The organism is Polaromonas vacuolata (assembly GCF_012584515.1).
GTDB lineage: Bacteria > Pseudomonadota > Gammaproteobacteria > Burkholderiales > Burkholderiaceae_C > Polaromonas > Polaromonas vacuolata.
In genome coordinates this window covers 3,159,121-3,171,892 of sequence record NZ_CP051461.1, presented here as the reverse complement: position 1 = coordinate 3,171,892, position 12,772 = coordinate 3,159,121, and the positions used below count along the sequence as shown (strand labels likewise).

The 12,772-nt window shown below is 53.4% G+C and carries 10 protein-coding genes; all 10 read left to right on the top strand.

The window, feature by feature from the left end; genetic code table 11:
* The first annotated feature begins 181 nt into the window (after positions 1-181).
* The 10 genes from HC248_RS14445 to HC248_RS14400 all read left to right on the top strand — a co-directional run bounded on the left by HC248_RS14445 (position 182) and on the right by HC248_RS14400 (position 12,670).
* Positions 182-4,939: a glutamate synthase-related protein gene (locus HC248_RS14445; RefSeq protein WP_168923087.1), complete on the top strand. Its 4,758-nt coding sequence runs from the start codon at positions 182-184 to the stop codon at positions 4,937-4,939.
* Positions 4,940-5,012: 73 nt separating this feature from the next.
* Complete coding sequence (locus HC248_RS14440; protein ID WP_168923086.1) at positions 5,013-6,479, top strand: glutamate synthase subunit beta; 1,467 nt, start codon at positions 5,013-5,015, stop codon at positions 6,477-6,479.
* Between the two features lie 362 nt (positions 6,480-6,841).
* Entirely contained in the window at positions 6,842-7,681 is an 840-nt protein-coding gene (locus HC248_RS14435) for an ABC transporter ATP-binding protein (RefSeq protein WP_168923085.1), read from the top strand.
* The gene (mlaE, locus tag HC248_RS14430) at positions 7,678-8,484 is read left to right on the top strand and encodes a lipid asymmetry maintenance ABC transporter permease subunit MlaE (protein WP_168923084.1); all 807 of its coding nucleotides are present in this window, start codon (positions 7,678-7,680) and stop codon (positions 8,482-8,484) included. Before HC248_RS14435 ends, mlaE begins: the two co-directional genes overlap by 4 nt.
* 14 nt (positions 8,485-8,498) lie before the next feature.
* Positions 8,499-9,005, top strand: a complete 507-nt coding sequence (gene mlaD / locus HC248_RS14425; protein ID WP_168923083.1) for an outer membrane lipid asymmetry maintenance protein MlaD — start codon at positions 8,499-8,501, stop codon at positions 9,003-9,005.
* Positions 9,002-9,778 (top strand): MlaA family lipoprotein, encoded by a 777-nt coding sequence (locus HC248_RS14420; protein WP_168923082.1) that lies wholly within the window; start codon positions 9,002-9,004, stop codon positions 9,776-9,778. Before mlaD ends, HC248_RS14420 begins: the two co-directional genes overlap by 4 nt.
* A 168-nt stretch (positions 9,779-9,946) precedes the next feature.
* Positions 9,947-10,573: an MlaC/ttg2D family ABC transporter substrate-binding protein gene (locus tag HC248_RS14415; RefSeq protein ID WP_168923081.1), complete on the top strand. Its 627-nt coding sequence runs from the start codon at positions 9,947-9,949 to the stop codon at positions 10,571-10,573.
* A 19-nt stretch (positions 10,574-10,592) separates the two neighbouring features.
* Positions 10,593-10,862, top strand: a complete 270-nt coding sequence (locus HC248_RS14410) for an STAS domain-containing protein (RefSeq protein WP_168923080.1) — start codon at positions 10,593-10,595, stop codon at positions 10,860-10,862.
* A 117-nt stretch (positions 10,863-10,979) separates the two neighbouring features.
* On the top strand, positions 10,980-11,918 hold the full coding sequence (locus HC248_RS14405) for an ABC transporter ATP-binding protein (protein ID WP_168923079.1): 939 nt from the start codon (positions 10,980-10,982) through the stop codon (positions 11,916-11,918).
* The gene (locus HC248_RS14400; RefSeq protein ID WP_168923078.1) at positions 11,915-12,670 is read left to right on the top strand and encodes an ABC transporter permease; all 756 of its coding nucleotides are present in this window, start codon (positions 11,915-11,917) and stop codon (positions 12,668-12,670) included. The genes HC248_RS14405 and HC248_RS14400 overlap by 4 nt, the downstream gene beginning before the upstream one ends.
* Positions 12,671-12,772: the final 102 nt, after the last annotated feature.

Sequence of the window (12,772 nt, the reverse complement as noted above, 5' to 3'; positions counted from 1 at the left end):
ATGATTCAATTAATTTTAAATACCATATTTAAATATGTCCCCAATTAATTAGCGTAAAAACGCTTTAATTAACCAATTGGAGTCTGACCCCAATTAATTCTTTAGGTATTGTTGTAACTGTGCACTATGCTTGATGGATTAGCGATATTTTGTGAAACCCCTTAACGATCAGGAGTGCGCCATGACCACGGCTGCGGAAATCAAGCATAGTCAAGAACACGGCATGTATTCGGCGTCTAACGAGCATGATGCTTGTGGCGTCGGTTTTGTAGCGCATATCAAGGGCACCAAGTCCCACGCGATAGTCGAGCAGGGTTTGAAGATTCTTGAAAATCTCGATCACCGTGGCGCGGTCGGCGCCGACAAACTCATGGGCGATGGCGCTGGTATTTTGATTCAGTTGCCCGACGCGTTGTACCGGGAAGACATGGCCAAGCAAGGTGTGACTTTGCCCCATCCCGGCGAGTACGGCGTTGGCATGGTGTTTTTGCCAAAAGAGTACGCTTCGCGTTTAGCCTGCGAGCAGGCTTTAGAGCGAGCCGTGAGAGCCGAAGGTCAAGTGCTGCTGGGTTGGCGCGATGTGCCTGTCGACCGCGACATGCCTATGTCACCCACAGTGCGCGAAAAAGAACCTATTCTTCGCCAAATTTTCATTGGCCGCGGCAACGATGTGATCGTGCAAGATGCACTTGAGCGCAAGCTCTACATCATCCGCAAAACCGCCAGCGCTGCGGTGCAAAGCCTGCTGCTCACGCACAGCAAAGAATATTACGTCCCCAGCATGTCTAGCCGCACCGTGGTCTACAAGGGTTTGCTGCTGGCGAATCAGGTCGGTACTTACTTTTTGGACTTGAGCGACAGCCGCTGTGTGTCCGCCTTAGCCTTGGTGCACCAGCGCTTTTCAACCAATACCTTCCCCGAGTGGCCGCTGGCCCACCCTTACCGCTATGTAGCGCACAACGGCGAAATCAACACCGTCAAGGGCAATTACAACTGGATGAAAGCCCGCGAAGGCGTGATGAGTTCACCCGTGCTGGGCGCTGACCTGCAAAAGCTTTACCCGATTAGCTTTGCTGACCAGTCGGATACCGCCACTTTTGACAACTGCCTTGAGTTACTCACCATGGCCGGTTACCCGATCAGCCAAGCTGTGATGATGATGATCCCAGAACCTTGGGAGCAGCACGCCAACATGGACGAGCGCCGCCGCGCTTTTTACGAATACCACGCCGCCATGATGGAGCCATGGGATGGCCCCGCTTCCATCGTCTTCACCGACGGCCGCCAGATTGGCGCTACGTTAGATCGTAATGGCCTGCGCCCCTCGCGTTACTGCGTCACAGATGACGACTTGGTCATCATGGCATCCGAGTCGGGTGTGCTGCCCATTCCGGAAAACCGGATTGTGCGCAAATGGCGTTTGCAGCCCGGCAAGATGTTTTTGCTTGACCTCGAACAAGGCCGTATCGTCGAAGATGACGAAATCAAAGCCACGCTAGCGCACAGCAAGCCTTACAAACAGTGGATTGAAAACCTGCGTATTCGCTTGGTTGACCTGACCACGACTGTTGATGCGATTGCGCCTCCAGCCCCGGTGCAGGGCGCAGCACGTAGCGCCGCCGTGTCTTTGCTAGACCGTCAGCAAGCCTTTGGCTATACCCAAGAAGATATTAAATTCTTGATGTCACCTATGGCTGTGAACGGCGAAGAAGCCACTGGCTCCATGGGTAACGACAGCCCGTTGGCCGTGTTGTCTGATAAAAATAAATCGCTGTTTAACTACTTTAAACAGATGTTTGCGCAGGTTACCAACCCGCCGATTGACCCGATTCGCGAATCCATCGTGATGTCTCTGGTGTCTTTTATAGGCCCTAAACCGAATTTGCTAGACATCAATCAAGTCAACCCACCGATGCGTCTGGAAGTCAGCCAGCCCGTGCTCGACGTGGCCGACATGCAAAAGCTGCGCGATATCGATGTTCATACTCAAGGTAAATTTAAAAGCTACACCTTGGACATCACCTATCCGCTGTCATGGGGTCGCGAGGGCGTAGAAGCTAAACTCGCTTCGCTCTGTGCAGAGTCCGTCGATGCGATCAAAGATGGCAAAAACATACTCATCATCAGTGACCGCGGTGTGAGCGCAGAGCATGTGGCGATTCCGGCTTTGCTGGCACTGTCCGCCATCCATCAGCACTTGGTTAAAGAAGGTCTGCGCACTACCGCTGGTTTAGTGGTCGAGACCGGCTCTGCGCGAGAGGTACACCACTTCGCCGTGCTCGCCGGCTACGGCGCCGAAGCAGTTCACCCTTACCTGGCAATGGAAACATTAGCCGAGCTGTCAGCCGGCTTGCCGGGCGACCTGAGCACCGAAAAAGCGACTTACAACTACATCAAAGCAGTTGGCAAAGGGCTGTCGAAAATCATGTCCAAAATGGGCGTGTCGACCTATATGAGTTACTGCGGTGCGCAGCTCTTTGAAGCGATTGGTTTGAACCGCGAGACGGTGGCCAAATTTTTCACCGGTACCAACAGCGCAGTCGAAGGTATGGGCGTATTTGAGATCGCTGAAGAGGCTTTGCGTATGCATAAGCTAGCCTTTAGCGAAGACCCAGTACTGGCCAATATGCTGGACGCTGGCGGTGAATACGCTTGGCGTGTTCGGGGCGAAGAGCACATGTGGTCGCCCGACGCGATTGCCAAGCTGCAACACGCTACACGCGCTAACAACTGGAATACCTACAAAGAATATGCCCAGCTAATTAACGACCAAAATCGTCGTCATATGACGCTGCGCGGTTTGTTTGAGTTCAAGATAGACCCGTCTAAAGCAATCCCGATTGACGAGGTCGAGTCGGCCAAAGAAATCGTCAAACGCTTTGCTACTGGCGCTATGTCGCTAGGCTCCATCAGTACCGAGGCGCACGCTACGTTAGCTGTGGCAATGAACCGAATTGGCGGCAAGAGCAATACCGGTGAGGGCGGCGAAGATCCAGCACGCTATCGCCAAGAGCTCAAGGGCATACCGATTAAGCAGGGCGACTCACTCAAAAGCATCATCGGCGAAAGCCGGGTTGAAGTTGATATGCCGCTTATGGACGGCGATTCACTGCGTTCGCGCATCAAACAAGTCGCTTCTGGCCGCTTTGGTGTGACTGCTGAGTACTTGGTTTCTGCAGATCAAATCCAGATCAAGATGGCCCAAGGCGCGAAACCCGGCGAGGGCGGACAACTGCCCGGCGGCAAGGTCAGCGACTACATCGGCGCGCTGCGTTACTCGGTGCCGGGCGTGGGTTTGATCTCCCCGCCACCGCACCACGACATCTACTCCATCGAAGACTTGGCTCAGCTGATTCACGATCTGAAGAATGTGAACCCAACGGCCAGCATCAGCGTCAAGCTAGTGAGCGAGACCGGCGTTGGCACTATCGCTGCGGGCGTGGCCAAAGCCAAGTCCGATCATGTGGTGATTGCCGGTCATGACGGCGGCACAGGCGCGTCACCTTGGTCGTCCATCAAACATGCGGGCTCGCCATGGGAAATCGGTCTGGCCGAAACTCAGCAAACCTTGGTGCTGAACCGCTTGCGTGGCCGCATCCGTGTTCAGGCCGATGGCCAGATGAAGACCGGTCGTGACGTTGTGATTGGCGCATTGCTAGGGGCTGATGAATTTGGCTTTGCCACCGCACCATTAGTGGTTGAAGGCTGCATCATGATGCGCAAATGCCATCTCAACACCTGCCCGGTCGGCGTCGCCACGCAAGACCCAGTGCTGCGTAAGAAGTTCAGCGGTAAGCCTGAGCACGTGGTGAACTATTTCTTCTTCGTTGCCGAAGAAGCGCGCCAACTCATGGCGCAGTTAGGCGTTCGTAGCTTTGATGAACTCATTGGCCGCGCTGACTTGCTCGAGACGCAAAAAGCAGTCTCACACTGGAAGGCCAGTGGCTTGGACTTCACACGCTTGTTTTACCAGCCAATCGTGCCGGCCGACGTGCCGCGCCGCCATGTGATGCTGCAAGATCACGCGCTGGGCAATGCGCTGGATGTGCGCTTGATTGAAAAATCTAAAGCGGCGCTAGAAAAAGGCGAGAAAGTTCAGTTCATAGAAGTCGCTCGCAACGTCAACCGCACCGTAGGCGCCATGCTATCGGGCGAGCTGACTCGCCGTCATCCGCAAGGATTGCCGGACGACACGCTGCGCATTCAGCTTGAAGGCACGGGCGGCCAATCTTTCGGTGCGTTTCTTGCCAAAGGCATTACGCTGTATTTGATTGGCGACGCCAACGACTACACCGGCAAAGGTTTGTCCGGCGGGCGCATTATTGTTCGGCCAAGTATTGATTTCCGCGGCGACGCGGTGCGCAACACAATCGTTGGTAATACCGTGCTTTATGGCGCCACCACTGGCGAAGCCTTTTTTAGCGGCGTAGCTGGCGAGCGTTTTGCGGTGCGTCTCTCGGGTGCTTCGGCGGTGGTTGAAGGCACGGGTGACCATGGCTGTGAATACATGACGGGCGGCACTGTGCTGGTGCTGGGTAAAACCGGTCGTAACTTCGCCGCCGGCATGAGCGGCGGCGTGGCTTATGTCTACGACGAAGACGGTAAGTTTGCTGAGCGCTGCAACACCACCATGGTGTCACTCGATAAAGTGGTGACCACGGCTGAGCAACATACCCACGACAAATCCGACTGGCATGCTGAGGATAGCGACGAGGCAACTATTCGCCGTCTGCTGCAAGACCACAATCGCTGGACTGGTAGCAAGCGCGCGCGCGAGTTGCTCGATAACTGGACGGAGTCCCGGCTTAAGTTCGTCAAGGTATTCCCGAATGAATACAAGCGTGCCTTGAATGAGCGCAAGCAGCGCCGCCTAGATGCGGCAACTGAGACCACGTCTGCTCAAGTGGCAGTCAATCTGCCGCTGGTAGCAGCGAAGTAAAAGAACAGACCGAAGACCAGATAAGTGGCTGACTTAAGTCAGCTAATTTAAAGATATTGCATAGGATTGCATCATGGGAAAAATCACCGGCTTCATGGATTTTGAGCGCGTAGAGGAGGGCTATAAGCCCGTCACCGAGCGCTTAAAAAACTACAAAGAATTCGTCATAGGCTTAGACGACACACAGGCTAAACAGCAGTCCGCGCGCTGCATGGATTGCGGCACGCCGTTTTGTAACAGCGGCTGCCCGGTCAACAATGTGATTCCGGACTTTAACGACATGGTGTTTCGTGCTGATTGGAAAAGTGCCATCCAAACCCTGCACAGCACGAATAATTTCCCGGAGTTCACTGGCCGCATTTGTCCTGCGCCATGTGAAGCGGCTTGCACACTCAATGTGAGCGATTTGCCGGTGGGCATCAAATCGATTGAACACGCCATCATTGACCGCGCCTGGGCCGAGGGCTGGGTGCAACCAGAGCTGCCCAAGCATAAGACCGGTAAAAAAGTGGCGGTAGTCGGCTCCGGCCCAGCCGGTATGGCCGCGGCACAGCAGCTGGCACGCGTTGGCCACGATGTCACATTGTTCGAGAAAAACGACCGTGTGGGCGGCTTGCTGCGTTACGGCATACCCGACTTCAAGATGGAGAAAATCCATATCGATAGGCGTGTCACGCAGATGCAAGCTGAAGGCGTGGTGTTTCGCACTGGCGTGATGGTTGGCAAGCTGGGGAAAGATTCCAAGGTCACCAACTGGGCTAAGGAAACTATTACTCCAGAGCAATTGCAAAAAGATTTCGATGCTGTGATTTTGACCGGTGGCGCGGAGCAATCGCGCGACTTGCCGGTGCCGGGTCGTGACCTCGATGGCGTGCATTTTGCGATGGAATTTTTGCCATCCCAAAACAAGGTCAACGCGGGCGACAAGGTCAAAGGCCAGATACGTGCCGAAGGCAAGCACGTGATTGTTATTGGTGGTGGTGACACCGGTTCGGATTGCGTCGGCACCAGCAACCGCCACGGTGCGGCTAGCGTGACTCAGTTTGAATTAATGCCAGAGCCACCAGCCGAAGAAAATCGCCCTATGACCTGGCCTTACTGGCCGATCAAGTTGCGCACATCTTCGTCACACCAAGAGGGTTGCGAGCGCGAGTTCGCGATCTCAACCAAGGCTTTGCTGGGTGAAAAAGGCAAAGTCACAGGCCTGACCACGGTGCGAGTGGAATGGGTGGACGGCAAGATGGTTGAAGTCGCGGGTTCTGAGCAGACTCTCAAGGCCGATTTGGTGTTGCTGGCCATGGGTTTTGTCTCACCCGTTGCTTCCGTGTTGGAGTCTTTTGGAATTGAAAAAGATGGCCGCGGCAACGCTAAAGCTAGCACCGACTTTATAGGCGGCTACACCACTAACGTGGCTAAAGTTTTTGTCGCTGGTGATATCCGTCGTGGCCAAAGTCTGGTGGTTTGGGCGATTCGTGAAGGCCGCCAATCCGCCCGTGCAGTCGATGAGTTCCTGATGGGCTTTAGCGACTTGCCACGCTAAAAATCGGTAACGGCCGGATCCATCAGGGTTCGGCCAAATGTTGATGGATGCAACTAGTTAATGTTTTGCCATGTGTGGTGGCAAAGTCACAAATACAGGTCTATAAACAAGTTTTTAGTGCCTTTCGTGCAGGACAGCGCCTTTTGTCGTTGTCGCTAAAGGCCTTGGCTTTCGCGTTGCAGATAAAGCCCTTTATCATCTGCATATTCTGCGGCTGCACCGGCCACACGCCCTTCACTTTTCATAACCTCCTTTTTTTATAGCCTCGATTACTTGTTGTTGGTCTGGGCTAGTTGCCAGCTCGCTACTTTTCTAGCCGCTAAAAGACTTCTAATTCCCTACTTATCTAAAATTTTGCACTCATGCATGACCCCGTTGCCTCTTCGCTGATTGAATTTAAGGATGTGAGTTTTTCGTATCCTGCATCAAAGGGCGACCGTATGATTCTCAGCCGCGTCAGTTTGAGCATTCCAAAGGGTAAGGTCACAGCATTAATGGGTGCTTCGGGCGGCGGTAAAACGACAGTGTTGCGCCTAATCGGCGGGCAACAAAAGGCCAACAGTGGCCAGGTTTTTTTTGACGGTAAAGATGTCGGCAAGATGGATGCCGCCGGCCTACATTCAGCCCGGCGCCGCATGGGCATGCTGTTCCAGTTTGGCGCTTTATTCACTGATTTGAGTGTTTTTGATAATGTGGCTTTCCCGCTGCGTGAACACACTCACTTGAGCCAGGATTTGATACGCGATATTGTGCTTATGAAGCTCAACGCGGTTGGCTTACGTGGTGCGCGTGACCTCATGCCTAGCGAGATTTCGGGCGGCATGGCTAGGCGGGTCGCCCTCGCGCGAGCCATCTCACTCGATCCCGAACTCATCATGTATGACGAGCCCTTTGCCGGCTTAGATCCGATCTCACTGGGCACTGCCGCCAAACTCATTCGTGAGCTCAATGACACGCTAGGCATCACCAGTATTGTGGTGTCGCATGATCTTGAGGAAACTTTTCGAATTGCCGATAAGGTCATTATTTTGGCCAACGGTGGCATTGCTGCAGAGGGCACGCCCGACGAAGTTCGTCAGTCGAAAGATCCAATGGTGCACCAGTTTGTCAACGCATTGGCGGAAGGTCCGGTGCAGTTTCATTACCCGGGGCCAGATGTTGAAGATGATTTCGGGAATTTGACTCGTAAAGGCCAGTCATGAAAGAGCCTCGCGCAAGCACGGGTGTTGCCGGCTTGATTTCAAACCTAGGCTTTTCTGTGCGTGGCCAGCTCGCCGGTCTTGGCCATGCTATGCGCCTGTTGATGCGCTTACTGGTCATTAGCGCTGTAACGCTCAAGCGCTTTAGCTTGGTGCGCGATCAAATTTTCTTTTTGGGCAACTACTCGCTCGCCATCATCTCGGTGTCAGGATTGTTTGTTGGTTTTGTACTCGGGCTGCAGGGCTATTACACGCTGCAGCGTTACGGTTCATCTTCGGCACTTGGCTTGCTGGTAGCGCTTAGCTTAGTCAGAGAACTTGGCCCGGTAATCACCGCGCTGTTGTTTGCTGGCCGGGCTGGCACTGCGCTGACGGCAGAGATAGGTTTGATGAAGGCTGGTGAGCAACTCTCGGCGATGGAGATGATGGCGGTAGACCCGGTGCAGCGTGTGCTTGGACCGCGGTTTTGGGGTGGCTTGATTGCCATGCCACTGCTCGCTGCAGTGTTTAGCGCCGTCGGTATATTGGGTGGCTGGCTAGTCGGTGTGGTGATGATTGGTATTGACCCGGGCTCGTTTTGGAGTCAGATGCAGTCCGGTGTGGATGTCTGGCGCGATGTTGGTAACGGCGTTCTCAAAAGTATGGTGTTTGGCTTGACCGTGACCTTTGTGGCGCTGTATCAGGGCTTTGAAGCTCAGCCCACGCCAGAAGGCGTGTCGCGCGCCACCACCCGTACCGTGGTGGTGTCCTCGCTGTCCGTGCTGGCGCTGGACTTTTTACTCACCGCCTTGATGTTCAGTATTTGAAAGAAAAAAAATAAATGCAACGCTCCAAAAATGATCTTTGGGTTGGTCTGTTCGTCGTCATCGGTGGCTTGGCCATCTTGTTTCTAGCGCTCAAGTCGGCCAACTTACTCACACTCAATTTCAACAGCGCCTACCAGGTCAGCGCCAGATTTGACAATATAGGTGCACTTAAGCCGCGTGCTGCTGTTAAAAGTGGTGGTGTGGTGGTTGGCAGGGTTGAAAGTATTTCTTTTGACGATAAGCGCTATCAGGCCAGTGTCAATCTGTCCATGGATAGCCATTACGCATTTCCCAAAGACAGTTCGCTCAAAATCCTCACCAGTGGCCTGCTCGGTGAGCAGTATGTAGGCATTGAGGCCGGCTTTGATCCTAAGACCCTCGTCGCCGGCGACGTGATTACTCAGACCCAGTCAGCCTTAGTGCTTGAGACTTTGATTAGCCAGTTCCTTTTTAGTAAAGCGGCAGACAGTGGCAACAAGACAGAGGCCACCACGCCATCAGCCAGTGCAGAGAAAAAATGACGACACGACTCACCTTTAAAAAAATCATCACGGGCGCTAGCTTCGCCCTCGCTTTGGTCTTAGTGCAGGGCTGTGCAACAGCACCCGCCACATCCACGGAGGCGGTGCGCCAGATCGATCCGCTAGAGCCCTTTAACCGCGCAGTGTTCAAGTTCAATGATGGACTTGATCAGGCCGTTATTAAGCCAGTGGCGGTGGCTTACACCGAAGTCACACCGACCATGGTGCGTAAGGGTGTGACAAACTTTTTTGGCAATATCAATGACATATGGTCATTGGTCAATAATTTGCTGCAAGCCAAAGGCGTTGCAGCGACGGACACCTTGTTTCGGGTCTCAGTCAATACCTTTTGGGGTATTGGCGGGCTGTTTGACGTGGCCAGTGAGATGCAAATACCCAAGCATTCCGCAGACTTCGGTATGACGCTAGGCTATTACGGCATGGCTTCGGGTCCCTATCTGGTGCTGCCTCTTTTAGGCCCCTCGACGATTCGTGATGCCTTTGGCCGTGCCGTCGACAGTCAAGGCGATGTTGCCGGCAACCTCAATGATGTGGCGCTGCGCAATTCGCTGACTGGGGTTCGTGTGGTGAATTTGCGTTCCCGTTTTCTCGATGCGGGCGATGCGCTGGAACAAGCTGCCTTGGATAAATATAGTTTCACCCGCGACATTTACCTGCAACGCCGCAAAAGCCTAATTGGCCGAGAGCAGCCAGTCGTCGAGGAGCGCTTTGACTTACCCGCACCAGCCACTACTTCGCCTGCGGCGCAGTAAATACCACTGGCAGTGCTGTAGGCCTAGAGCTTGAGTTGCTTGGGTAGTGCGAAACTCTCGCATATCAGTCGAACTAAGCGCTGCCAACAGCGATCTGACACAGCACATTAGACGCTTGGTCGCTAGTTTTAAACGCTACCAAGCATCACGTTAACTTAAAGGATTTGTATGAACCGTAGAACCCTAGGCCGCTTGGTCAGCCTCTCGTTAGGCATTGCATTACTTGCTAGCGCTCCGTTTGCACGAGCCGCTGACGAAGCGCCTGATGCCCTGATCAAACGTCTCTCCACAGACGTGCTGGAAACTGTTAAGGCTGACAAGTCTGCTCAGGCCGGTGACATGAGCCGCATCATTGCGCTGGTCGATAGCAAGGTTATGCCCAGCGTAGACTTCACACGTATGACGGCTTCAGCCGTAGGCCGCAGCTGGCGTGAGGCTACGCCCGCCCAACAAAAGAGCTTGCAACAAGAGTTCAAGACGCTGCTGGTGCGTACTTATTCCGGCGCGCTGTCGCAAGTCAAAGACCAGAGTATTGACGTCAAACCTTTGCGTGTTGTCGCGGGCGACTCTGAGCTGATCGTGCGTACCGAAGTGCTAGGCCGGGGTGACCCGGTACAACTTGACTACCGCATGGAGAAAACTCCAACCGGCTGGAAAATTTATGACCTCAATGTGCTTGGTGTCTGGCTGGTGTCAACCTACCGCACCCAGTTTGCACGTGAGATCAGCAACAACGGCATAGACGGCTTGATCGCTGCCTTGGTTGCCCGCAATAAGACCAATACGGCCAAATAAACAATCGCTTATCGCCGCCATGCTTATCCTGCCCGACTTGCTCACCCATAACGCTGCGGCTGACTTTGCTGCTGGCCTAACTGTCTTGGTTGCGCAGCAGCCAGCTCAAGTGCTGGCTGACGCGGGCGCGCTAAAGACTTTTGATTCCTCGGCGCTGGCTGTGTTACTGGCCTGCCGGCGCGAGGCACTGAACGCGGGTAAAACATTTGCTGTGCGCGGTTTGCCGCCTCAGTTACGTCAGCTGTCTAGCCTCTATGGTGTTGAAAAACTACTGCCTGAAGCGGCTTGAGTTGGCCGTTTGACTCAGGTTTAATACCCTCTAGTTGTCGGCACGTTGGTGTTTCTTGTAAGGCCTTGCGTCAATTCGCCAAGGCCGCTGGGCTCAAGCCCGTAAAATACTTGCTCCATGCCAGCTATCTCATTTAAATCCGTCTCCAAAACCTACTCAACTTCTAAAAAGCAAACCGGGCCTTTAGTCCGCGCGCTAGACGAAGTGAGCTTTGACATCCAACCCGGAGAATTCTTCGGTCTGCTCGGTCCTAACGGCGCAGGCAAGACTTCTTTAATCAGCATTCTTGCTGGTTTGTCGCGCGCCACTAGCGGCAGTGTTCATGTGCACGGCAGCGATGTACTGACTGATTTCGCCGATGCCAGACGCAAACTAGGTGTGGTACCGCAGGAGCTGGTGTTCGATCCCTTTTTCTCCGTGCGCGAGGCCTTGCGAATTCAATCTGGTTATTTCGGTATCAAAAAAAATGATGCATGGATTGATGAATTATTGGAGAACCTCGGGTTGGCTGATAAAGCCAATGCCAATATGCGTCAACTATCGGGCGGCATGAAGCGCCGCGTTTTGGTGGCCCAAGCCTTGGTTCACAAACCACGCGTCATTGTGCTGGACGAACCCACTGCTGGCGTAGACGTGGAATTGCGCCAGACTCTTTGGCAGTTTATTGCCAGACTCAATAAAGAAGGCAGCACCGTGCTGCTGACCACGCACTACCTCGAAGAAGCTGAGGCCTTGTGCAGCCGCATCGCCATGCTCAAGCAGGGTAGGGTGGTGGCTTTAGCGCTGACTTCAGATCTGCTTGCGTCGTCCAATTCCAATGTGCTGCGTTTTAAAATTGACAAGGACTTGCCAGCAGAATTGGCTGCTAAAGCCCGTATCACTGGCCGTATCGTGCAGTTTCCAGCGCAAAACGCTAACGACATCGAGCAGTATTTAGCGGCGGTGCGCCAAGCTGGCTTGGTTGCCGAAGATATAGAAATACGCAAGGCGGATTTAGAAGATGTCTTTCTTGAAGTCATGGCCAAAAACGTGACCCACTCAGAGGTGTTGGCATGATTGGTTTTCAGACGCTCTTGAACAAAGAGATTTTGCGGTTTTGGAAGATACTTTTTCAAACCGTGGGCGCACCAGTACTGACTGCTGTAATGTATATGCTGATCTTCGGCCACGTACTCAAGGGTCGCGTAATGGTTTACGACCAGATCGAATACACCGCCTTTTTAGTGCCTGGTTTGGTGATGATGAGTGTGTTGCAAAATGCCTTTGCTAACAGTTCTTCGTCTCTAGTGCAGAGCAAAATTATGGGCAGCTTGGTGTTTGTGCTGCTTTCGCCGCTGTCGCATTGGCATTGGTTTTTTGCCTATGTAGGCTCGGCAGTAGCACGTGGACTGATGGTGGGTGCTGGTGTCTTTGCTGTGACTTATTATTTCGGCCAGCCTAGCTTTGTTTGGCCGGTATGGATTATTGTCTTCGCCGTTCTAGGTGCAGCCATGTTGGGCGCGCTAGGCGTGGTGGCTGGTCTGTGGTCTGAAAAGTTCGATCAGATGGCGGTGTTTCAGAATTTTGTGATCATGCCAATGACCTTTTTGAGTGGCGTGTTCTACTCAATCAAGTCTTTGCCACCGTTTTGGCTAGCCCTTAGTCATCTGAATCCTTTTTTCTACATGATCGACGGCTTTCGTTACGGCTTTTTTGGCATTAGCGATGTCTCTCCTTGGCTTAGCTTGAGCATTGTTTCAGCCGCCTTGGCAGTGGTCAGCGCTATCGCAGTAAATATGCTGCGTACTGGCTACAAAATTCGCAACTGATTTGGCACTTGCTGCTCACATTGTGTGCGCGGCATTTGTCCCTAAAGCGCTCTTTCTGGGCGGCGGCCTGGCCGAAAAATATTGAAATTCAAGCCTGAAAAT

What these genes read in the sequence shown, in the direction of transcription:
- HC248_RS14410 (WP_168923080.1), top strand. Translation starts at nt 10,593, where the DNA reads ATGCTTATCCTGCCCGACTTGCTCACCCATAACGCTGCGGCTGACTTT.
- HC248_RS14415 (WP_168923081.1), top strand. Translation starts at nt 9,947, where the DNA reads ATGAACCGTAGAACCCTAGGCCGCTTGGTCAGCCTCTCGTTAGGCATT.
- HC248_RS14440 (WP_168923086.1), top strand. Translation starts at nt 5,013, where the DNA reads ATGGGAAAAATCACCGGCTTCATGGATTTTGAGCGCGTAGAGGAGGGC.
- HC248_RS14420 (WP_168923082.1), top strand. Translation starts at nt 9,002, where the DNA reads ATGACGACACGACTCACCTTTAAAAAAATCATCACGGGCGCTAGCTTC.
- HC248_RS14400 (WP_168923078.1), top strand. Translation starts at nt 11,915, where the DNA reads ATGATTGGTTTTCAGACGCTCTTGAACAAAGAGATTTTGCGGTTTTGG.
- HC248_RS14405 (WP_168923079.1), top strand. Translation starts at nt 10,980, where the DNA reads ATGCCAGCTATCTCATTTAAATCCGTCTCCAAAACCTACTCAACTTCT.
- mlaD (WP_168923083.1), top strand. Translation starts at nt 8,499, where the DNA reads ATGCAACGCTCCAAAAATGATCTTTGGGTTGGTCTGTTCGTCGTCATC.
- mlaE (WP_168923084.1), top strand. Translation starts at nt 7,678, where the DNA reads ATGAAAGAGCCTCGCGCAAGCACGGGTGTTGCCGGCTTGATTTCAAAC.
- HC248_RS14435 (WP_168923085.1), top strand. Translation starts at nt 6,842, where the DNA reads ATGCATGACCCCGTTGCCTCTTCGCTGATTGAATTTAAGGATGTGAGT.
- HC248_RS14445 (WP_168923087.1), top strand. Translation starts at nt 182, where the DNA reads ATGACCACGGCTGCGGAAATCAAGCATAGTCAAGAACACGGCATGTAT.